10 protein-coding genes are annotated in these 22,626 nt (G+C 51.6%); all 10 read right to left on the bottom strand.

Going from position 1 to position 22,626, the window contains the following annotated elements; all coding sequences use genetic code 11:
* Nucleotides 1-68: 68 nt before the first annotated feature.
* Nucleotides 69-1,076 carry a nucleoside hydrolase gene (locus tag FJM74_RS07795; protein WP_187262029.1) on the bottom strand — a complete coding sequence of 336 codons (1,008 nt, stop codon included), beginning with the start codon at nt 1,074-1,076 and terminating at the stop codon, nt 69-71.
* A 96-nt stretch (nt 1,077-1,172) separates the two neighbouring features.
* Complete coding sequence (locus FJM74_RS07790) at nt 1,173-3,173, bottom strand: heparinase II/III domain-containing protein (protein WP_317175543.1); 2,001 nt, start codon at nt 3,171-3,173, stop codon at nt 1,173-1,175.
* Between the two features lie 272 nt (nt 3,174-3,445).
* Nucleotides 3,446-4,834: a BNR-4 repeat-containing protein gene (locus FJM74_RS07785; protein WP_241738991.1), complete on the bottom strand. Its 1,389-nt coding sequence runs from the start codon at nt 4,832-4,834 to the stop codon at nt 3,446-3,448.
* 76 nt (nt 4,835-4,910) lie between these two features.
* Nucleotides 4,911-7,286, bottom strand: a complete 2,376-nt coding sequence (locus tag FJM74_RS07780) for a cellulase family glycosylhydrolase (protein ID WP_187262027.1) — start codon at nt 7,284-7,286, stop codon at nt 4,911-4,913.
* 464 nt (nt 7,287-7,750) lie between these two features.
* Nucleotides 7,751-8,737, bottom strand: coding sequence for a DUF4466 family protein (locus FJM74_RS07775; protein WP_187262026.1), 987 nt, complete (start codon nt 8,735-8,737; stop codon nt 7,751-7,753).
* Nucleotides 8,738-8,764: 27 nt separating this feature from the next.
* A complete protein-coding gene (locus tag FJM74_RS07770; RefSeq protein ID WP_187262025.1) occupies nt 8,765-9,169 on the bottom strand; it encodes a DUF5018 domain-containing protein in 405 nt (134 codons plus the stop codon).
* Nucleotides 9,170-9,215: 46 nt separating this feature from the next.
* The gene (locus FJM74_RS07765; protein ID WP_187262024.1) at nt 9,216-11,066 is read right to left on the bottom strand and encodes a RagB/SusD family nutrient uptake outer membrane protein; all 1,851 of its coding nucleotides are present in this window, start codon (nt 11,064-11,066) and stop codon (nt 9,216-9,218) included.
* A 15-nt stretch (nt 11,067-11,081) separates the two neighbouring features.
* Nucleotides 11,082-14,255 carry a SusC/RagA family TonB-linked outer membrane protein gene (locus FJM74_RS07760; protein ID WP_206684015.1) on the bottom strand — a complete coding sequence of 1,058 codons (3,174 nt, stop codon included), beginning with the start codon at nt 14,253-14,255 and terminating at the stop codon, nt 11,082-11,084.
* Nucleotides 14,256-15,263: 1,008 nt separating this feature from the next.
* The gene (locus tag FJM74_RS07755; RefSeq protein ID WP_187262023.1) at nt 15,264-16,319 is read right to left on the bottom strand and encodes a glycoside hydrolase family 5 protein; all 1,056 of its coding nucleotides are present in this window, start codon (nt 16,317-16,319) and stop codon (nt 15,264-15,266) included.
* A gap of 1,150 nt (nt 16,320-17,469) precedes the next feature.
* The gene (locus FJM74_RS07750; RefSeq protein WP_187262022.1) at nt 17,470-22,182 is read right to left on the bottom strand and encodes a cellulase family glycosylhydrolase; all 4,713 of its coding nucleotides are present in this window, start codon (nt 22,180-22,182) and stop codon (nt 17,470-17,472) included.
* Between the last annotated feature and the right edge of the window lie 444 nt (nt 22,183-22,626).

Below are 22,626 nucleotides of genomic sequence, written 5' to 3'. Positions count from 1 at the left end.
CTTTTTTTGATTGTAATAAAACGTTGCATCTAGTATGATTATCTGCGAAAGGTCTTTTCTTAAGCCGCCTATTTCAGACCTGTAACCGAAAGCCGCGACAGTACTGCGTCAAATGCTTCTATCACCTGTTCCGGCTCAACTCCTTCTTTTAAATCAGAAATGTAACTGTGGTTGGGCTGATCCCGGTTTGTTTTCCAGGTATTTCGCCCATACTGGTCTATCTCGTTATAACCCATTGTGGTCTCCTTAAAATAAGGGGCCGTTCCGCGCACCGCCGTCCAAACGGTTATCACATCGGCTGAGTGGTGAGACCAGTCTTTGGAAACATCGCCCTTGGCTAGCTCATAGGCCCTCCGGACAATGTTGTTTTGGGGCAGTTGCTTCAGAATATTGCCACTTTTAAGTTTAGCTGCAAAGTCTCCTCCGCCCGTGAACACAAGCCGGGTAGGCCAGTGCTGAGAAACATAAGCCGTAGAAGCCGGGTCGGGCCTGAAGTTGCCGTAGTAGATGGAGCTGTCTTGTGTGTCGGCGGGGTAGGTTCCGCCCATGCAGTAATAAGATGCCACCTTTTTTGCAACCAGTTCCGCTCCTGTTAGGGGGCTGTATTTGTCTGCCGAAGAAAGCAATAAATCTTTCAGGTTATTCAGATAGCCCAGCGAGATGATCACCACGCTTTTGTCTGGCTGGCTGGCCAACACTTTTCTGTACAGCTCGGCCGCCGGCATGGTCTGTTTCCGTTTTGCCTTAGAAGGAAACTCTTTTAGGAGCGTTTCGCTCTTCAGAGCCCAGGCATGCTTTGGTGCATCGGCCCGGGCGGCTCCCAGCAGAATGCCGGGGCGGTTAAAAGCGGTATTGATGGCATGCACTAACTGGTCTGAGTACCGGTCTGAGGAGCAGGAGACGGTGGCTAATATTTCAACCTCTCCGAGATCCGCAAAATGATGCAGCATGGCCAGGGCAGCCACATCGTCTATATCAGAATCCATATCGGTGTCGAGAATTACTTTGATCGGATTGGCATACAGCATACTGCCCAGCATTACTTGCATTATCAGACTTAAAAAAATTTTCTTCATGCTTAATAGGTTATTCAAATTTCTGGTGTGGTTCAGTTTGGTTTCCTGCCGACCGTTAGCGGCCTGGCGATTTCTCCTTTTTAGTTAGAGGTAAAGCTATTTAGAGGCGACAATCTCAAAATTTAACTTATCGCTTACTTTAGGCTGCGTTATATTAAAGTTGATGCGGTAAATGGTGTCGCCCCACTTCTGCCTTATTCCCTCATCTTCCTTCGACTCCAGCTTCACTTTCTCTACTGTCGGCTGCATCTGGTTCGGGTTATACTTCACCACGAAATTGCGTGCCTTGCCTTCTTTCGGTTTGTAATAGATGAGCAGTTCGCCAGGCTTCTTTACCTCGGCCGGGTAGCAGGTCATCAGGTGCTGGGTAATTGCCTGGGCTTTTGACAGGCTGATGACATCCGACACCTGCACGTTTTTGCCACGGTTTAGCCGCACAGTGCGCTGCCAGCTGTTGATGCCCGCATCGGCCGGGTAGGCCTTTGCTATATCCAGCGAAAACTCGGCAAAGGCCCGCCCCTGGTTGTACTTCACCTGCGATGCCTGGTAGCGGTGCCCCGGCAGCTGTGTTTTGCCGTTTACGGTGGGTGTGTTGTGGTGGTCGGAGCAGTTATTCCATATTTCGTAGCGCCCCTGCTTGCTAAACGTTCTGCTTGTGTAAGTGCCCCGCCCAACATCAATCAGCAGTGGTTGCCCATCGTAGTACACCACGTAGTTGCCGATATCGTTGTGGTTGTGGCTTTCGTCGTTGTGGCCGCCTTTGGCTGCCACGTACAGGCCTTTGGTGGTGCCTGCCTGGTCGCGCGCCACCATTACCTGCAAGTCAGGCAGCCACACATCTTTGGGCAATGGCAGACCGGCTTTGGCATTGCGGAACTCCTCCTGCATAAAAAGGCTAAAGAAGTTGCGGAAAAAATGGAAGCGGTCTATCTGCCCGTTCTCAGGTTCGCGGTAGTAGGCGCCAAATCGCATCATGTCTACATCTTTAATGTCTTTGCCATAGCGGTAAATCATGGTGGCAGACATTTTTGGCTGTGGATCGGCATCGGCAAAATTAAGGAAGTAGGCAGGGCTAATCTGGGCACGGTAAATGAACTTGCCCATGTTCTTAATCTTTTCGTCCTGAAACACATACCCAAAGGCATTGTTGCTGGCCAGGTTCAGCATCGAGATGTTGTCGTAGAGAGAGGCGGCAGCGGCTCCCCAGTAGCTCGGGCCTTCGTCGCAGCCCCCATCCTGCGGGTATGGGTCCAGGAACTCGTCCAGCACGTGCAGCGCCCGGTACACCAGGTCTGCCCGCTTCTGGTCGTCTCGCTCCAGCAGCAGCGCCGTGTTAATCCAGTTCGACGTTATCCAGGGGTTCCAGTTGTTGGGGCCACGCCCGTCCTCGCCTCTCGCCATCCAGAAGTGCGGCCGGCTCATCAGGGGCTTAAACAGGCGGTTGTTGGTTTCATGGTAAATCCGTTTGCGGATTTGCGGAGACACGGCATCCAGCTTCTCGCCCAGGTAGTAGTCTACCCAGGCCAGGTAGGTGCCGGTTTCGGCGGCAAACAGGTCTACAAAAGGCTCGGCCACATTCATCAGGCCAGCATACTCCGGCGAGCCGGGCAGGTGCGCCGGCACTCCCCAGAAAGACTCCTCACAGATAGACCATACCCCGTTGATGATGGGGTCGACAAAGCGGCCTTTGTTCTCATAGATCTCTGCCAGCAGCATGGTGCCCAGCACTCTTCTTTTCATAAAGCTCATGGACTGGTACTCATCGCGGTCGCCGGTGCGCACAATCAGCAGCGACTTGGTGGCCGGAATGTGCGGCCACTCGTAATTCAGGTAGGTTTCGGCCTGTTTTAAGTAAGCCTGCATCATTTCCTGGTCGGCTTTAGACCAGCTCTCGCGGTCCTGCAGCTTCGGGAAGGGCTGCCAGCCAGCCTGCGGAATCAGGTTTGCTTTTAGTTCTTCTTTGGAGTATTTGCCACTGAGCAGTTTTTTGTCCTGTGCTGTGGCAGTTAATCCAAACAGAACGATTACAAATAACAACAACGCGTTCTTCATGTTACATCTATTCATGCAGATGGAGTAGTATGGTAGCAGTCTCATTTTGATTTCTCCGCTTTAGGTTTTTGTGCGTTGCCCCAGACAGGGCACTTTGCGTAAAACACAGTGATTTACTTTTATTTATAATCTGAACTGCCGGCTACAGCAGCTCCTGATAGTCAGTTCGTAGCCTGATGGATTACGGCCTGTTGGCTCAGGAGCAATTATTCTAATCAAACAGGTCCTCCGGAGCGATTTGCTGCTGCTGCTGCTGCTGCTGTAATGATCTATGGGAGGCTCTTATTATCAGCGTAATTTATCTAGCAGGCACAGGCTTACTTTACTCGCCTGGGCTTCATAAGTTCTTTTTCCATCTGGTAAGGCAGCTCCCATACTTTGTTTCCTTTTTTGTTTGTGAAATACAGCTTCGACTCCGAAAACTCATTCGCGTGGCCGTCGGCCCAGAAAGCGTAGAAGTCGGGATGGGCGTTTACTGGCCTGCGGACATAGGAGTGGTTGCGGGGGCTGTTTTTGGTCAGGTCGCGTTTCTTTTCCCAATCCTTGCCGTTGTTTTTGCTTACCCAGAGGGCTGTTTCGCCACCTGTGCCATGCTGCTGCGGCCCCGGCTCTGTTGGCCCGATGATCTCCCAATAATCTCCGTTGATGTACAGAGAGCCTACATCGTAATTATGAGTCGACTCCAGCACTTTTGAGATGTTCCACTGCCCGTTTTGCCAACGGATTAGCTGCCACTCGCGGGGGCTGCCTTTGGGGCCCGGTTGGTAATGGCCGCTCACGATAGCCAGAATAACAGGGTTCCCGTCTTTGTCGAAGTTCAGGTCGTTCATGTACACCAGTTTTCCCTCGGCTTCGTAGTTTTTCACCAGGGCCTCGTTGCGGATGTCAGCTAGGGGCGTTTGCACAGGAGTGCCGTTCATGGTTTTCCAGGTTTGCCCCATATCATCGCTTTGCAGAACGTACAGGTTGGTGCGGGTGTCGGCATTGTCGTTTTTAAGGTATACGAACGATGTTACCAGCTTCCCGTTGTTCATGCCCGACAGCTGATACTGCCCGCCCATACTGGCCAGCTTCTGAGCGGGCTGCCAGGCGGTGCCGTCGGGGCTGGTGCTCCAGTACAGCTCACGGCCCTTGGTATAGCGGGTAAACAGGTACAAAAAGCCTTTGCCGGGCACCCACCAGGGCTGCGGATAGGTCATGTCGCCTGTATACATTTTATCGAAAGCGTCGATCTCGTACGGTCGGCGGCTTTTAAAAATATGGCCCAGCCGCGATACGTTGCGTCCGCTCACAAACACCCAGATGTGCCCGTTTTCATCAATCGAAAGTGAGGCATTGTCGTGCGGATCGTCTACGCCCAGTTTATCGAAAACGACTACCGGTTTAGGCACCTGCTTTTTTTTGTGGTCGTAATACGAAAGCATGATGAGCAGGTGCTTCTCGTTTTGATGCCGGGTGCCGCCATATACAAAAAACGTTTTGTCTGCTTCGGGCGAGTAAACCGCTATCGGGTTATGGTTAGCGGTATAGGTGCCAAGCCCACCCGAGTACTTGTCGCCATACTCCGAGAACTGATCCAGGGTAAACCAAATCCCTTTATAGCCGTCTATCCTGCTTTTGTTAGGGTTTTTATTCTGAGCCACCGCCGGAGCCGTCAGCATTACCAAGCTCACGCACACGTAAATAAAATTTCTTAATGTAAGCATATTTCGTTTCATCAATATCAGGTTTGTCGGGCTGGCTGCGGTTAAGGCTAACCAACCACCACTGCCCAAAGCTTCTTCAGTTTTTCTTTTTCTTTGCCGGTTTGGCGACCGTATATTTTTCGAGCACTTTCATTTGTGGCTGGTCTTTGCCCTCCCGGGGTTCTACTGCCATAAAATGCTTGCCCCACCAGGGGCCGGCAGCCCAATAGGTGCCCCCTACTCCATTCTGCTGCAGGTAGCGCATCAGGTTGTCCAGTGTTACAAACCAGCGTTCATCAGAGTCGGGTATGCCGTATTCGCCCACAAAGCCTTTTAGATTGTGCTTTTGCAGCCACTCCACAAAGGGCTTTGCTCTTTCTACTCCTGTTTCGGGAGAGCCGCCTTCCTGCTCGTAGCTTTGCCGGTAGGTTCCGGAGCCGTCGGCATCAAAGTAAAGGTGGGCCTCAAACACGAGGTTGTCCGAAGGGTCTTGCAGGTCTTTTAGGTTATCGCTTACACTCAGCCACCTGGAAGCGCCGCTCCACTCGTCGCCGCCCACCACGATGGTGGTCTTTTGGTCGGATTCCCTGATGGCGCTTATGCAGGCCTGTGCTATGTTAAACCAGGGAGTAGAGGGCAGCATGTCGTGTGGCTCGTTCATGAGGCCATAGCCCCAGATATTGTCGTATTCCTTAAACTCATGGGCCAGCCTTCCCCACAGGTCGGCTACGGCAGCTACGGGCAGGTCAGGAGAACCTATAATGGCGGAGGCTCCGTTTACTTTGCGTCGGCCGTAGTTGTGCAGGTCCAGCAGCACCCACTGGTTTCGCAAACGGGCGGCTTCCACTACAGCTTTCATTCTGGACAGTTCCCCCTGATGCAGCTCTCCATGCAAAGACCGCTGTATGCGCTCCCACTTAAAAGCAAACCGGATCAGCGAGAAGCCTTTTTCCTGCATATAGTCGAGTTGCCGGGTGGTGGGGTACGCATAGTCTACAAGGTGCTCGCCCGGCTGGTTTTTACCGAACTCGGCACCTGCCTGGTTCAGGCCAAAATACATGATGTCTTTATCGGGCATCTGGGGCAGGGCGGTTAACCTGTATTCGTGCTCGGCCGGTTTGTTGATGCTGTAGATGGTTTTGTTCAGTTCCTGCAGCTTTGCCTCCAGCGCTGCTTCCTCAGGTTTCAGCTGCAGGTAGTTGTCGTAGAACTTTTTCGCCTCGGCATACTTCCTGCCGTTGCTGGTGTTCAGAAAATCCAGCCGCTCGGTGATGTGTGCCTCTACCTGGGCGATATCTGTGTTCCAGAGGCCTTTGGGCAGATGCCGGTACTGCACCCATTTAATGTCGCGCAGCTGTTGTTGCACGGCTCTGTAACTGGCGGCAAGTTCTTTTACCTTCAGCGCCTGCTGATACTGTGGCGTGTTGTGGTATAGCGCCAGGTTTACGCCCCTGGCCAGGTCATCGCTGCCGAGCGTGGCTATAAAGGTGCCATCGATGCTGAGCGCATACCTGCCTTTTTTTAGTTTGTTTATCTGCAGCATCTCCCGGTTTAGTTGCTCCACCAGGGGCACCAGGCTCAGCGCGCGGGTAGTCTGCGGCTCCTGCGCCAGCGGAAACGGCAGGCTTTCGGATTTCATTTTAAAGCTCATGCCCTGCTTATTGGCTTTAAGGGCGGAGACCTCACAGTTGGTGCATTTCTTAACGGTATTTTTCTCCAGCTCTACCGCCGACACGGTTGATGGGGCCCCTGTTTCTTTCAGGAACTGGTAGGCCATGATCAGGCTGCCGGTGCCCCAGGGGTGCACGCGGTCGATGCTGATGATGGTAGCTTTAGGGTCTTTTTGCTGTAGCCGCTGGTTTGTTTCGTTCATAAAACTCCAGTAGTCTACCACATACGTATTATACTTTTTTGCGAGTTCATCTACAATGCTGGCGCATTGCCCCAGGGCATCGTTTACCCCCACCAGATTCTCGGAACTCAGCTCAGCTGTCTGGTCGTAAATAGTTGGTTTCTGCAAAATAATGGTGGTGCCGGTCTGCGACAGCTTCTGCAGCACCTTGTCCAGGTGGTTGCGGTAGTTCTGAATGGCTTGTCGCTTTTGCTCTTCCAGGCCTGCTTCTCCCTGCCGCGCAGGGGCGTATAGGGCGCGGTTCACATCGTTCATGCCAGCCATTATGACCGACCAGGTGGCTTGCCTGGGCAGTATATCTTCGTCGATTCGCCGGAGAATGTCGTTGGCATTGTCGCCGCTGATGCCGGAGTTGTAAAACATGATGTTGGCCTGAGGGAAGCGGGTGGCGTAGTACAGCAGCACATCGTTATGAAAACCGCCACTGTGCGTGATGCTGTTTCCTATAAAATTAACTTTGTCGCCGGCTTTAAACACAGCGTCTCCGGTTCTCTGCGAAAATCCGGATACAACGGAGAGCAGCGCCAGCAACAGGCACAGAACTATTTTAGGTGGATTCATGGTAAGAAACAAAGGTTTTGGTTAAGGCCAACCTGACGGTGTGGCAACCAAGCCAGAAAAAAGTAACTGGAAATTCAATTTCCAGGTGAGGCCCCGGGGCAGCAGCCCCGATAGCCCAAAACAATGAGTTACGGCATACACTTTTTAGCACCAGCACCCCGGACAGCCGGAGCGCAATTATTCTAATGAAACCGGCCTTCCGAAGCGTTCCGCTGCTGCTGCTGCTGCTGCTACCTGGTCATTCTTTAGAAGAAGTGAGTTGTTGGAAAGCCTCCCAGAGGCGCCGCTGACAACACTTCTAATTTGGCGAAGCACTCGTGCGACGGGCATCAAACAAGTAGCCGTTTATTACCAACTGCAAATCCGGGCTCAGGCCTCACTTCCGTAACCTGCCCCCTGGTAAATAAATGTCTACGAATTCGATGCCCGTTGCCTAAGTGAGCTCACCATGCGTTAGCCGCTATTTACAGCGCATAGCGTTTAATGCTAATCCGGGCGCTCTTGTTAGCGTTGTCCACTGCATTTATAAAAATGTAGGCTCTGTACCGCCCGTCGGCCGTCTCTACCCATGCGCCAGACTCAGCACGCATGTTGATCCCGTAGTTAGGGGCATCAGAGAGGTCTATTTGCTGGAAGTCAAGGTCGTCGATAAAAATACCGAATTGCAGGCGGGCCAGTTGCTGATCGCGCAGGCCCCAGGCTTTTCTTAACCTGGTGTTCTTGTTTACCCCGGCTGGCAGCGTAACCTCCGGCAGGTACTGTGGATCGGCCGCAGGCGCTACAAGAGCATGCGCAAACGAGATGTTAGGCAGCGCACGGTACAGATACACCAGGTCTATCTTATCGGCATTGGCGGCGGCAGCTGTAGCATCGTACACAGCCATGTCAGCAATAGAAATATAGCTGGTCTCGCCATCCTTCACGTTCAGGTCCAGGGCGATATCCATTCTGGAGATATCGTATGGCCCCATGGTGTAGGAAACGTTTTCGCCGGTGCTGCTGCTGGCAGAGAAGGTAAAGCTTACCTGCTGGCCGCGCGCCTCGTCTGGAATTACATAGTAATAGCGGAGCGTGGCGGCACTGGTGTCTGCCGTAAAATCGACTCTGGTTACCTTGCCGGCTGTTTGGGCGGGCTCCCCAATCGGAACCCCTATATCCACACGACTGGCGTCGGTATGGAATGAGCGGTTTTCGAGATAGGTACCTGGTGCTCCCGCAATGGAAGCCTCTACCTGCGCCGACAATATCCGGCCCCTGTTTGGCGGAAGGGCCATGGCGTAAGCGAACTCCATTTTGTTGCCTATCAGGTTGGGCCCCAGGTTGCGTTTAATGCAGTCGTTCTGAAATTCGGACCGCAGTGTCGGGATGGCATATTCTTCTTCCTTGCAGGCCCCCACTAGCAGGAGCAACGACAGCAGGAAGGATATATTAAACAGATATTTACGTTGCATAGTTATTTTCTTTAACAATCTAACTTCCTATTGTTGAACTGTGATATTAACCGTGTAAGGCTTCCTTACTTTTCTGTTTCCGGAGACCACCGTAAAAACCTTAGGAGTAGCCAAGTCAGAGAAGTCCATCTTGCCAACTATTTTTGGGTCGAGCTTGGCATCTGTTACCAGCGAAAACTGCGGATACACATTTGTAAGGTCGGTGCCATAAAACACTTCTACATCAATGGTGCAGGCTACGGTGTCTATCACCGGGTTTTTTGAGCGCACAGTCAGGAAATCGGCTCCCAACAGCTCGAAATTGCTCACAAAGCACTGCGACCGTTTTGTAATGAGCAGTCCATCATCATCAATCGGGAAATCGTCTTTGCAACTAACCCAGGCAAGCGGTGCAAGTAAGCAGAGGACTATTAGCTTTAAATATCTTTTCATGGCAATAATTTCTATTTCTTTCTAAATGATTCTTAAAATTCGCTTCTTATAACCACGGGGTATTTTGAGTCAGATTCGGGTTGCGGTCGCGCTCGCCGGGAGGGATCCTGAAAATGTAGTTCTGCTGGTATTCCCGCTCCTGCGTGTTCTGGTAGTAGCGTTCCACGTTAGAGCCGTAGGTATTCTGGCTCCACACACCATCTCCGCCAGGCATTCCCCACACTCTTTCCAAAGCTCTCCATCTGCGAAGGTCGAAGGGGCGATGGCCTTCAGCGTATAGCTCAATAATGCGCTCCTGCTCTATAGCTGCAAAGAAAGCCTCTTTGCCGGCAGTTTTGTCGGCTGCCAGTGGCGGCAGGTTACCGCGGTGGCGAACCCTGTTCACCAGTTCTATCGCATCTGCCTGCGGGCCGTGTACAGCGTTTGTCGCCTCGGCGTACATCAGGTAAACATCAGCTAGGCGCATCACAGGCCAGGCAAAGTCGCCTTCGCTTCGGCCCTGGCCGGCATAGTTGCGCACAAACTTGCGGAACACGTAGCCGGAGTTCGTGCCGTCGGTGTTATAAGTGGTGTACTGCACGCCATCTATGGTCACTTTGGCACCCCAGGTCCTGAAGATGAACGGCACCATACCCGTCTCTTTTAAGGAATTCATGCCCATGCTCATTTCGTAATCCCACATAATAGAGGACTTCATGCGGTAATCGCGGTCGGCATAGCTCTGAGGGTTTACGGCCGAGTTTGGCGCAGTTCTGGCGCCGGGAGCATTCGCCTCCATCGGGATCAGCTTAGGCAGGAAATCGCCGGTATTGGTAGATTGATACCTGTCGGCAATCTCGTAGCGTGGCGATACCCAAACCTGGGAGTTTTCGTGCGAGCGGCCTGCAAAGTCACGCATCAGCTCTTCGCCCTGACCAGTGCCTACACCGCCATGCGTAAACGCCATAATATGCTCAGGGTCGCCGTTGGCAATCGGGGTGAACAGGTAATAGTAGTTCGGCAGTTTATTGGCTTTGCCCAGCTCATCTATCTCACCCGGCTCTCCGTTGCGGAAAAGTGTTAGGCCATAATCCTCTACCACTGCCTTAAAATCGGCGGCAGCGGCAAGGTAGGCTGCATCGGCCTCAGCTGCACTAGGAGTAAAAGTATCCAGCTCAGGCCAGCCAAATTTATTCCAGCTAGCCCAGTAAAGCTGCAGTTTGCCCCGGAAAGCCAGTGCTGCGGGCTTGCCGGCACGTCCTAAAGCCGTCGAGCGGGCAGGCAGTTTCTCGAAAGCATAGGTAAAGTCGGCCATGATAGAGTCTTTTACCTGCGCCATCGGCATACGGGCGATGTTTGCCACCTCCGAGTTGTCGAATACCTGCTTGCCAATGTAAGGCACATCGCCCCACATAGAAATCAGGCGGAAATACACCATACCGCGCAGCAGGCGTGCTTCGCCGAGAATGGTCTCCAGTTCAGCCACATCGCCGGGGGCGGCGGCAGGCAGCATCCGCTTAACATTGTCGATCACGTAATTGGTTCTGTGCACCCCGCCATACAGAAAGCGGTACATATCGTCGAAGCTGGAGCCGTAGCCGGTAGGGCGGAAATTGCCATATGTGTAGGCAGCTCCAAGCCTTAAAGTTCCGCTGGTGCTGGCGCTGTTGCCCCGTATTCTTACATACTCGCCCTGGCCATCGAAATAATAGTCGCGGTCGAAGAGGGGTCTGATGGCGGCGTAGGCCCCATGCAGTGCAAAAGTGGCATCTTCCTGTGTTTTCCAGAAGGCGACAGCACCTAACTCTGTGGTTGGCTGCTGGTCGAGCAAGTCATCTTTACACGAGCTGTGCCCAAGTACCATCGCAGCCAAAACAGGCACAATAAGTAATTTTGATTTTATTTTCAGTCTATTCATGACAAGTAAGCTTTTTTAAAGACTCAGGTTAATACCAAGTGAATATGATTTAACAATCGGGTACAGATCGTTTCTGTTTCCTTCTTTTTCCGGATCGAGCCCACGGAAAGAAGTGAAGGTTGCCAGGTTCTCGGCAGATCCGAACACACGCAGGCCTTTTACCCCAACCCGGCCTAGCAATGCTTTAGGCAGGTTATAACCAAACTGCATGTTCTTGATGCGCAGGAAGCTCATATCATCCAGCCAGAAGGTTGTCTCCACCTGGTTCGAAGTGCCGTTCAGGCGTGGCCACAGCCCATCTCTGTTCTCCACAGACCAGGGGTTATTCCAGTGCTCCCAGGTAGAGGCGTAGCGGCTTGATGGCAGGTTCACGGTATTATGGTTATTGAGCCAGTAATCCTTGCGTCCGGCAGAGCCCTGCAGGAAAACAACCAGGTCAAAGTTTTTCCAGGCCACATTGGTGTTCAGGGCAAAGTTTGTGGTTGGTCGGTCACGCTGCACTTTAGGGTCTGCTTTCCTGTCGTTGTCATCAATGCGGCCATCGCCGTTCAGGTCTTTGCGAAGAATGTCGCCTGGTGACGCGCCTTGCGGTGTCGCGTTGTAGATATCCTGCCAGGTTTGTGCTATCCCCATATCCTCATAGGTATACAGGAAGTGGTAGGGCATATCTATAAACACCCAGCCCCTGCCAAGAAATTCGTTCCAGAGCTCCAGCGTAGTGGTATTGAAAGAGGCATTCAGCCTGGCACCATAGCTTACCTCCCCAATTTTGTCTCTCCAGGTCAGGTTGGTTTCGATGCCCCGGTTGCGGAGGTTACCGATGTTTCTGCGTGGCGGATTGTAGGCGCCTCTCAGGTGAATAGACAAGTCAGAAGGACGGTTCATGCCGGTAGTCAGACGGTCGTAGTAATCGACCTCAGCCGTTAAGCGGTTGTTCAGGAACCCTAGCTCCAAACCCAGGTTGAACACATTTGTTTTTTCCCACGACAGGTTCCGGTTTACCATCTGGCTGTAGGCAAATCCTTTCACGATATTACCGCCAACCATGTAATTGCTAGTAGTAAGGATCTCCTGCTGCTCGTAGCGGCCCACGCCGCTGTTATTGCCTAAGCTACCATAAGACACACGCAGCTTGCCATCGCTCAGCACACGGCCAGCCCATGAGTTAATAAAGCTTTCTTCCATGAACCGCCATCCTACCGAGCCAGAAGGGAAGAAACCATAGCGATGGCCATCGAGGAATTTAGATGATCCGTCGTAGCGGAAAGACGCCTCGAACAGGTACTTATCAAAAGCGGCATAGTTTAAACGGCCAACGTAAGACCTAAGTCCCTCTGCGCTTGAGTTACCGCCCGTAGTCTGAACATCTGTGAGAGCGGCATCAATCTCTTTAAGCGATGGATGCAGGCGGTCGTTTCTTGAGCTTGACTGTGAACGCACATTCCAGTATTCTTCGCTATACACTGCCAGAGCCCTGAACTCATGATTTGAGCCAAAGTTCTTGGTATAGTCTAACCTGCCGGTAAACATGGTCTTGTAACCAGTGTCGGTAAAGTTCTGCACAGGCGCGTTAGGGCCTACGTATACCCGGCTGCCATAGGTGTTGGTTTGGAAGTTGAATGCCCGGTTAGGCATATCGGCCCTTCTGCGGAACTGGTTGTTGTAGTTTACGGCATAGTCCACACGCGCCGTTAAGCCTTTGATAGGAGACCAGTCCAGGAACATGGTTGCGTTCGCCTCCTGGCGGTCCTGCTTGGTCATGTTGTTCTGGAAAACAGTGTAAGGGTTAAACGCCTGCGGGTCTTCACCATATGCCATCACCCCGCCATAATGCCCTGTAACCGGGTCGTAAGGCAGGATGCCGGCAACAGCAAACTGCATGTCGTAGCCACTGCTTGTACCCCCATCGGTAAAGCCCTCGCCAAATGAATAATCGAACCTGGAGGTGTTGCCGTTCAGCTTAACTCCCACATTCATGTTCTGCCGCACTTTGTAATCGTAGTTGATGCGGGCATTGTACTGTTTGTAGTCGTTGTTGATCTGCAGGCCCTTCTGGTCCAGCACCCCTACCGAAATGTAGAAGTTAGACTGGTCTGTTCCGCCAGATGCAGACAGGTTGTGGCGCTGAATAGAGCCCGTGCGCATCATCACATCCCACCAGTCGGTGTTGGGGTATCTTACCGGGTCTATCATGCCCATGGCCATCCATTGGTCAATGGTGCCGTTTCGGAAGGTGGTGTTTTCAGGCAGCGTATTCACGGCCGATGCCCGCTGGTGCACTGAGAGTGCACGGGCATAGTCCGACATAAAATCGTAGGCCTTGGTAGGAGTCTCGAACGCATTGGTGCTGGTGAAGTTGATGCTTGGCTGCTTGCCCCTGCCTGATTTCGTGGTGATCAGAATTACACCGTTAGCCCCTCTTGTACCATAAATAGCGGCAGAGGCCGCATCTTTAAGCACAGAGATGCTTTCCACATCATTCATATCGATCCGGTTGATATCCACATCGGGCATACCGTCTACCACCACCAGCGGGCTGCTATTATTCACAGTTCCCAGACCGCGAATAACCAGGCTTGCCTGGTTGCGGCCAGCCATACCGGTAGACTGCGTAGCAGCCAAACCTGGAACGAGGCCTGCCAGGCCGGAAGACACGTTAGGCACGGCACGGCTTGAGAGCTGCTCATCCACTGTAACCATTGACACAGCACCGGTAGCATGCGTTTTCTTCTGAGTGCCATAGCCCACCACAATCACTTCGTCCAGCACCCTCTGATCGGAGTCTAAGGTTACATTCAGTACCGCCTGGTTGCCCACTACCACTTCTTTAGCCATAAAACCAACAAAAGAGAAAACCAGGACCGAGTTATTATCCGGCACAGACAAAGAGAATTCACCCTCTATATTAGTAGTTGTACCAACCGTTGTTCCTTTCACCAGCACGTTTACGCCCGGCAACGGTTCTCCCTTACTGTCTACTACTTTACCTCTAACATCAATAGCAGCTGAAACTGTCAGTTCCAGTATTCCAATTTCAGCGTTTGCCTCATTACCGCGGAGCGAGAAATGGGAAGCATCGACAGCCGGAGCACGTCCCTCCAGGCTGTAAGCGCCTCCCGAAAGACTAAGGCAAACCATCGCTGAAGCCAGCCCGAATTTGCCAAGTCGGAGCGTAATTATTTTATGCATAGAGAAAATATTAAGTGGTTGATAGTTGAATACTTTTAATTATTGGTATCTGCATGAATTTGAAGCGCTGCAGCAAGCTACACGAACTTGCTAACTAACATTTGTATGAATAAAAAAATAAAATTCGGTTATCCGGGCCCCTCCTCGACTTATAACCGGCAAAAGCATCTGTTTCAAACAGGCAACGCTGTCCAATACAGGCCAAAAAACTTTCCGGCCGGATGCTACTCCTGACGGTGCGGTTTTTCTGCCTCCAACCTGAACCTGGTATTAAACAGGTAGGAAATCATAAAATCTGGTTTGTTGTTACTGCGCTAAAGCGATAAATCCCTGCAACCGGAAAGTACTTTAGCAGGCCCATCAAGTCTGCCCTCCATTTCAATAAATAGTTTGACGATTTAAAGCTATTTATTTAAAAATAAATTATACATCTAAAAATATTCAGTTTAGACATTCCTACCATTCAGGAGCTGTTCATACTACCTGCTTCTGCACCTTTGTCGCCTACATCATTTGGCAGTAAATAAAGATAAATTATTAAAGCAGGCAACACAAAAGATGATGGATAGGCGCTAAATCCAGCTTAAACCTTCGCAAGCCCCCCTATTTATAGCCCTCCAGATCCTGCTCATCCCGACGCTCCTGTTTAACACACCCGCATTAGCAGCACAACTCTAACAACATTTTATGACATTCCTGAAATCAATATTAAATTAATTCAAGCCTGGCTATCAGTTTTTTTAAATCATTGACAACTGCTGCCTGGCACACGACCGCCAGCCCCAAATGGCAATTAATAGCCGTAAACAAAGCAGACTTAATATTATAATTATATCTGCAAGTGCTGAAACTACACACAGGCCACCTGAAGCGGCAGAGGAGATGATGACTGCCTCTGTTCCTGAATTATTCTTTAATAGACACTATTTACAACCGTTGTTATATGGCTAAATATTACCTTACCTGATTGCCAGGTTCCTGGCCATGTTAAGGACAGGTACTGTTTGCTTATTTGCTTTTCTTCCTGCCCATGGCAGATGGCAAGGGCTCTGCGTAAGTATATTTTTCGAGCACCTTCATTTGCGGACGATCCTCTCCGTTGCGCGGCTCTACCGACAGGCGGTACTTTCCCCACCTTGGGCCAGCAGCCCAGTAAGTACCGTTCACATGGTTTTGCTGGAGGTGCGCCAGCATGTTGTCCAGCACCACCAGCCACCGTTCGTCCTCTGCCGGCACACCATACTCCCCGATAAAGCCCCGGAAGTTATTTTCTTTGAGCCAGTTTATAAACGGTGTTACCCGTTCTACGCCTGTAGCAGGCGTTGTCAGTTCTTCTTCGTATGAGTTTTTGTAGGCGCCCGAGGCATCTCTGTCGAAGTAAACATGGGCCTCAAAAATCAGGTTTTTGCCGGGGTCTTTCAGGTTCTTCAGGTTAGCGCTCTCGGTTTGCCACCTGGCTGCCGAGCTCCAGCTGTCGCCGCCTACGGCAATAGCCGTCTTTTTATCCACGCGCCTGATGCTGGTTATTATTCCCTGTGCGATATTAAACCAGGGGGTTGACGCCAGCATGTCGTGGGGCTCGTTCATGATGCCATAAGCCCAGATGTTGTCGTAGCTTTTAAATTCTGTTGCCAGCTTTTGCCAGGCATCGGCCACATGCGCTATCGACAGTTCCGGCTCCCCGATAATGTAAGACTTGCCGCTCATGTGCCTTCTGCCATAGTTATGCATGTCCAGGATAACCCAGAGCCCACGCTTGCGCGCCTCATCCACAAACTCCCGCATCTTTGCCAGTTCCTCCGCATCGAGGCCGCCGTTCAGTTCCGGTTGGATCCGTTCCCATTTAAAAGGCAGGCGGAACAAGGTCAGGTCCTTTGATTTAAAATAGTCCAGCTCTTCTTTTGTAGGATAACCATATTCCTTGCCGTCAATTTTGCCAAACTCTGCCCCAGCCAGATTCACTCCGAAAGGAGCAGGCTCCAGGGCAGGCATTGCCGGGCGTTGTGCCCTGCAACTGACACTAATGAAGAGAACAGCAAAGGCACACATCCATAATCTGATCATAATAGCTTTATTTAACAGGAATAATATAAAATTTCAAGAAGTATTAAACCAAGGTTCAGGAGCAGCAAAGCCACTGTTCACCCATAGCGCCTCATCGCGGAAGCAACTGCAGCACGGTTATAAAGCTTATGAATGGTTGTTCTCCTGATTGGTTGATTAAAACTAGAGAAACGATAATCTATATAAAAGCTAAACCTTTTCGATTCAGACATTCCTATCATCACCAGAACAGAATATATAAGGACCTGAAAGCAATTATTTGGGATGCATTTAAAATGGCATACGCATCAACAACACCCAAGCTAACCCGACGAAAAAGCTGCTACGGGAGCTATTATCATCTCCTTTGATCACCTCATACAAACACCACAACAGCTTTTTTCAAGCTTTTAGACCCTATTGCCATAAATAACATTACCCGGGCTCCACCTCTTATCCTGAAAATAGCAGGCTTCCAAACAACAGCTACCGCCAGTATTCACCGTTCCTTAGCGCCAGGGCATATTTACCATAAATCAATATTTCTACAATGTATTATAAAGGCTAATTAAGGCTATTTTTTTCCTGAAAAAAAGAACAAGCGTTAGCAGCACCCGCACAATTATCCCGGACAGGTTTGTTACAACGACCCTGGGGCTGCTTTTATAGCTGATGGTCGTGTTCTATAAACAGCCTCTTACCAGCCAACGCAAACCTATTGCATCGTAAACCTGCTGGCGACACAAGTGATGCAGGCAGGATTAACGGACGGTTCTTTAGCAGTAGCAGCAGCAGCAGCAGCAGAGGCATCTTGGAGGCTAATTTTGATTAGAATAATTGCTCTGATAGCCGGCAAGCCATTGTTTGTGGCGCACTAAGTCTAGGCTCGTAAATCTTGTCGCAAAGCAGCCGGAGCAGCAGCAGGAGAAGAGGTCTCCGGAGGGTGTTATTGATTAGAATAATTTACACTTCCGGCCCCTTACCGCTCTGCTAATGCCCTGACGGTACTAAGTGATGCTGCGCTGTGCCTTAGTATCAGTTATAAAAAACTGCCTCTTAACCGGCAGCTGACCTGACCAAAAGCACAAAAGCCAGGCAAGTTGCCTGGCTTTTGTGCTTGATGCATGAGCGCCTCTACAGGAACGGGTGCCGTTCCTGTAGAGGAGTCTCCTTATCTTTTCAGGATAGATTTTGCCTGCGAGAAGTTACCTACGCTCACTCTGATGTGGTACATACCCGCCACCAGGTGTTCCAGGTTAAGCTCTTTCTGGTAAGCACCCTGTTTCACGTCGGTAAATTGCTGCACTAATCCGCCTGCCGTGTTGTAAACAGAAATCGTGATGGCTCCATCCTGCAGATTGTTTACACTTACGTTTACTCTGCCCTGCGTCGGGTTCGGATAGGTTTCGAAGCCTTCTGTGCCAATCTTCAAAGCTGCAGTAGCTGTATGGCTAATAGTCTCTGTACCATCGTAAATGGTGAGCAGCTGCTCATCATAAGGCCCGTTAGATGATGCGACCCTGTTGCTTGCGGCCGATACATTACCTGCCGCATCAAAGGCTTTCACAAAAAACACATAAACATCTCTGCCAAACGGACGCTCTGTCAGGTAACTTGTTGCAGTTGCCGGTAGTGTAACCAGCTTTACGCCATTCTGATACACATCGTAACCGGTTACAGCGATGTTGTCGTTAGACGGCTGCCAGGCTAAAGCCACTTTGTGCTTGTTCGTTTTATCAGCTGTAAGTTGCTGTGGCACGGTTGGCGCCTGCGTATCGGAGGCAACCACCAGGGTATGCGCCACATCTGGCGCCGGGCCGTACTCGTTGTTACCTGCCTGCGTGGCAGTGATGACAGTGGTGCCTGCTCCTTTAATGGAAACAATGCCATTGGTAACAGTAGCAACAGCAGGATTTGAGCTGCTGAAAACAACCGGAAGCCCTGAGCTGGCAATTGCCGAAATGCTGAAATCAGGCTCACCCAGCGACACCTCCGGAAGCGATGCAAACGTAATGAACTGAGCTTTCTGACTCACCGTTAGCTCTTGCGACACAGGCGCTGCGGGAGCGTAAACATTGTTTCCGGGTTGTGTGGCGGTGATAGTAGTCGTGCCTGCGCCTACCAATTGTACCAGGCCTTCTACTACCGTGGCTACGGCCGGGTTAGAGCTCTCGTACAAAACCGGCAGCCCCGAAGATGCAGTAGCAGCAAGTGCAAAGTCAGCAGCGCCCAGGAGTTTTTCTTCAAGCGGGGCAAAGCTTATTTCCTGCCACTTCTGCACAACCGTCAGCACCTGCGACACGGCGGCAGCGGCTTCGTAGTTTGCGTTGCCTGCCTGTGAGGCAGTGATCGTGGTGGTGCCAGCTCCAACAATTTTAACCATACCGTCTTCTACAGTGGCTACCTCAGGGTGAGAGCTTGCGTAGGTCACCGGCAGGCCTGAACTGGCTGCGGCGGTCAGGGCAAAATCAGGATCCCCAACCTCTTTCTGCGGCAGTGGACTAAAGGTGATGCTTTGTTCGAAAGTAGGGTTCAGCAACCCCTGGATGTCTTCCGGGCTGAGCGCCTTGCTGTAAATCCGAAACTCATCTATCAGGCCCCTGAAGTTCGGGTCGTTCGGAAACTGCGACTTGCCAATATAATTGTTCTCTGTGAAGCCCAGGTCAGAAGGCTTCAGGGTCATGTTATTATTGCGGCCCACCTCTCTGCCATTGATGTACATAATACCCACGTTGCCAGACAATGTAACAGCTATATGCACCCAGGTGTTGGTAGAAAGCGTGATGGCACAATTAATTTGTTGCGCCGGGGCGCTGCCGTTCCGGATGGAGTAGCGCACGCGGCCGTCGGTGCCGTTGCGTGGCACTAAGTACATGTAGGAAGTACTGTTGCCGAAGTCAAACAGGCGACCCCAGTTAGTGTTGGCAGAAGGTCTTACCCAGCCGCTGATGGTGAAGTCATCGAGTGTGCTCACGATACCCTCTGGCAGTTTGGCGTAAGACGCTGCAGTACCTGTCAGGCTAAGGGCGTTGCCTTGCCGACCGGCAGCAAAGCTGGCCTCTGCCTCCAGGGTTGCCACCTGGCTGCTCCATATATCTGTTGCCGTTGAACCGCTGGTTTCATTAAAGGCCCAGTACCCAACCCTCCCGCTGCCGGGTGTGGCGGCGAACTCATGGCTGTTGCTACCTTCGCCCAGGGCGTTCGTGGCTGAAACCACATAGTAATAGGTGGTGCCATTCGTAACAGTTCCGTCCACAAACGCTGGCTCGGCAGTTGTGCCCACCACCTCATAGCCGCCTCCAGAAACGACAGCGCGTTTGATGTTGTAAGAAGCGACATCTGGCATAGCAGTCCAGGAAAGCGTCACAAGGTTTTCGCCCGTCACACCGCTTAAGCCCTCCACGGCAGCAGGGATCGTGAAAGCAGCTGTGGTAACGGAGACCATCGCAGAATTCGGGCCCTCGCCAACCAGGTTGGTACCAGACACCATATAATAATAGCTTGTCTCCGGGGCCAGGTTTTCATCTTCGTAGCTCGTATCAGTCAGTCCCTGCGCGATAACCTCGTAAGTACCGTTTTCTGTTGCAGCGCGTTTCAGGGTATAGCTCGCTGCGCCCTCCACAGCAGACCAGTTCAGCTGCACCTTACTGCTGCCGAAAGCTGCCGCTGTCAGGCCAGCCGGGGCATCGGGCGCGGTATTCACCCGGAATGTAAACCGGTCGATATCGAAGCCTTCGCTCACCACGTGCAGCTCCAGCGTATGCACACCCGCGGCAAGCACCGGGAGTTCCAGGGAAGCTTCCTGCCAGGTGTCGCGGTTCGTAGTGGGTTCCAGCGTGGCATCAGCTGTTAGCGCCGCGCCATTAAGTTTGAAGTTTACCACGCCGCTTGCGTCTGCAGTAGAAGTGGCATAGCGCAGTTTCACGCTATAGCTTCCCTCCTGCTCCACGTTTACGGTGTACTTCAGCCACTCGCCGCTGGCAGTGGTGTTTACGGCAAAGTTACCGGGGGTAGCTGTGGTGCGCAGGTCTACGTCATCGTGGCGGTAGGCGGCGTTGCCGGAGTTGCCAACGGTGGTGTCGAAGTAGCCCACATTATTTCCGCCATCGTTGTAATGCTCCGCCTCCACTACACCCGGAAGTGTCAGGCGCATGCCCCGCAGTTCCACCTCCCGGATGTTGCCGGTACCGGAGGCATTTGTTGCACTCAGCTGCACCGTATGCACCCCATCCGGCATAATGCCAGTTATCAGGTTGCTGCTGCTGTTATAGGTTAGCCCGGCAGGAAGCCCCGTCACCGTAAAACTTGTCGGGTTATTTGTCGCTTTCAGCTGGTAAGATACGTTGCTGTTTACATTATAATTTGCAGCATAGGGGCTTGTAATCTGAGGCTGAGGTGCGGGTGCATCGGCGTAATGGTATTTTTCCAGCACCTGCATCTGCAGACGGTCCGAGCCGTTGTTGTTCGGGTGCACCGACATTTTATGCGTTCCCCACCTGGAGCCTGCTGCCCAGTACGTACCGTTCAGGTTATTTTCCTTCATGTAGGCCAGCGTCTGGTCCAGCACCGTGAGCCAGCGCACATCATTGTCCGGGATACCATATTCACCCACAAATCCACGAAGGTTGTATTTCTTAAGCCAGTCTACGAAAGGCTTAAGCCGGTTCACGCCTGTGGTGGGCGAGGCTTTTTCTTCGTCATAGCTTTTAGAATAAGAACCAGAGGCATCGTTATCAAAGTACACGTGCGCCTCAAAAATGAGGTCGTCGGCAGGATCAACCAAACCTCTCAGGTTGTCGCTTTCGGTCTGCCAACGGGCGGCAGAGCTGTAGCTCTCGCCTCCTACCATAATGGGCGTGTGCGTGTCTACGGTCCGGATAGCGTCTATCATGCCTTGTGCAATGTTCACCCAGGGGGTGTGCTTCGTCATGCCATACGGCTCATTCATCAGACCGTACGCATAAATATTGCCGAAGTCTTTGAACTCCTCGGCAATCATCCGCCAGGCATTGGCCGCGTCGGCCACCGAAACACCAGGGTTCCCGATAACGGTAGTTACATCGTTTACTTTGCGCCTGCCATAGTTGTGCATATCAAGCAACACCCAAATACCGCGGGTCCTGGCTGCCCATACAATGTTTCTCAGATCGTTTAAGTCTCTTTCAGAAAAGGCTCCGTTCAGCTCCGGCTGCAAGCGCTCCCATTTAAAAGGAATGCGCATCAGGGTTAAGCCTTTTTCCTTGAAATAATCCAGCTCCGCAGCGTGCGGGTACTGGTAATCGTCGTTGGCAAAATCGCCTCCCGCCAGGTTTACGCCAAAAGGGGCCGGCGTAATGGCAGGCATGGGCGCAGGAGCCGCAGGGGCTTTCAGCAGCTTGATGTAGTCTATGCTGACGATGGTTCCAGTAGAGTTCGACGGCACCGGCATCGGGATTTCAAACCGGATGGATTGTAAAGTGCCGCTCCAGCGGCTGTCGTGCGACAGGTCTATTACGTATTCCTTAAACTCGGTGTCTTGTACCGATACCAGGAAGTCGTGCCTTACCTGCACCCCGTTTTTTACCCAATAAAAGCGACACCTCCTGCTGCTGGTACCGTTTTTGAGCCTGATCACTATCTGCTTCGAAACGGCAGGGTCAATCACATCCCCAGGCTGCAGCTTGTACTCCAGGTCCGGGTATCCAAGACCGGCATCGGCGGTCAGGTGCAGAATGCCATCCACTGTGTTCGGGTTGCTATAGTTGATAGCCTCCCAGCCTTCCGACTTCTTGTTAACGACGGGAGCGTCGAACTCCCAGACATGGGTAGTCTCCGCTTCCTGCGCCCTGGCACTGAAGCCGAGGCACACCAGCAAAACTAAACTACATATAAGCGTTTTCATCATGTTAGAAATGTTAAATAGTTTAAAATTTATTTAGTAATAACAATAATTCAGACCAGGCCATATAAGGCATTCCAGATAGTTTAGCACTATTTCTGCTGCCTTATTAGGTAATCGGGACATCCAGGAATAAAGCATGCTGCACCAGCCGCCATACCCTCCGCTCCTGCCAGAAACAAGGGTGCATAAGGGGCAGCATGGTTGGGAGAGAAAGGAATTAAGCCAGGACCAGATGCCCTGGCTTAATTAAATCAATCAGAAGGAATGGAAAATTTGTAGCGGCAATGGCTTGGCGTCTGCAGCAGAAAAGGCTGAGACAATATTTACATGTTGGTTTTGCAGCACAAAGGGCAGTGTTGAACCATGGGCTAACCTTGCCTTCGCTGCTGAAAACAGGTTACCCGATCATCATAGACGTTGCTCGGGCAACAAACAGAATTAACTGCC

This window comes from Pontibacter beigongshangensis (assembly GCF_014332515.1).
Classification (GTDB): domain Bacteria; phylum Bacteroidota; class Bacteroidia; order Cytophagales; family Hymenobacteraceae; genus Pontibacter; species Pontibacter beigongshangensis.
The sequence above is the reverse complement of the archived record's forward strand: the minus strand, read 5'-3'. Positions and strand labels throughout refer to the sequence as shown.

What these genes read in the sequence shown, in the direction of transcription:
- FJM74_RS07795 (WP_187262029.1), bottom strand. Translation starts at nt 1,076, where the DNA reads ATGAAGAAAATTTTTTTAAGTCTGATAATGCAAGTAATGCTGGGCAGT.
- FJM74_RS07790 (WP_317175543.1), bottom strand. Translation starts at nt 3,173, where the DNA reads ATGAGACTGCTACCATACTACTCCATCTGCATGAATAGATGTAACATG.
- FJM74_RS07785 (WP_241738991.1), bottom strand. Translation starts at nt 4,834, where the DNA reads ATGCTTACATTAAGAAATTTTATTTACGTGTGCGTGAGCTTGGTAATG.
- FJM74_RS07780 (WP_187262027.1), bottom strand. Translation starts at nt 7,286, where the DNA reads ATGAATCCACCTAAAATAGTTCTGTGCCTGTTGCTGGCGCTGCTCTCC.
- FJM74_RS07775 (WP_187262026.1), bottom strand. Translation starts at nt 8,737, where the DNA reads ATGCAACGTAAATATCTGTTTAATATATCCTTCCTGCTGTCGTTGCTC.
- FJM74_RS07770 (WP_187262025.1), bottom strand. Translation starts at nt 9,169, where the DNA reads ATGAAAAGATATTTAAAGCTAATAGTCCTCTGCTTACTTGCACCGCTT.
- FJM74_RS07765 (WP_187262024.1), bottom strand. Translation starts at nt 11,066, where the DNA reads ATGAATAGACTGAAAATAAAATCAAAATTACTTATTGTGCCTGTTTTG.
- FJM74_RS07760 (WP_206684015.1), bottom strand. Translation starts at nt 14,255, where the DNA reads ATGCATAAAATAATTACGCTCCGACTTGGCAAATTCGGGCTGGCTTCA.
- FJM74_RS07755 (WP_187262023.1), bottom strand. Translation starts at nt 16,319, where the DNA reads ATGATCAGATTATGGATGTGTGCCTTTGCTGTTCTCTTCATTAGTGTC.
- FJM74_RS07750 (WP_187262022.1), bottom strand. Translation starts at nt 22,182, where the DNA reads ATGATGAAAACGCTTATATGTAGTTTAGTTTTGCTGGTGTGCCTCGGC.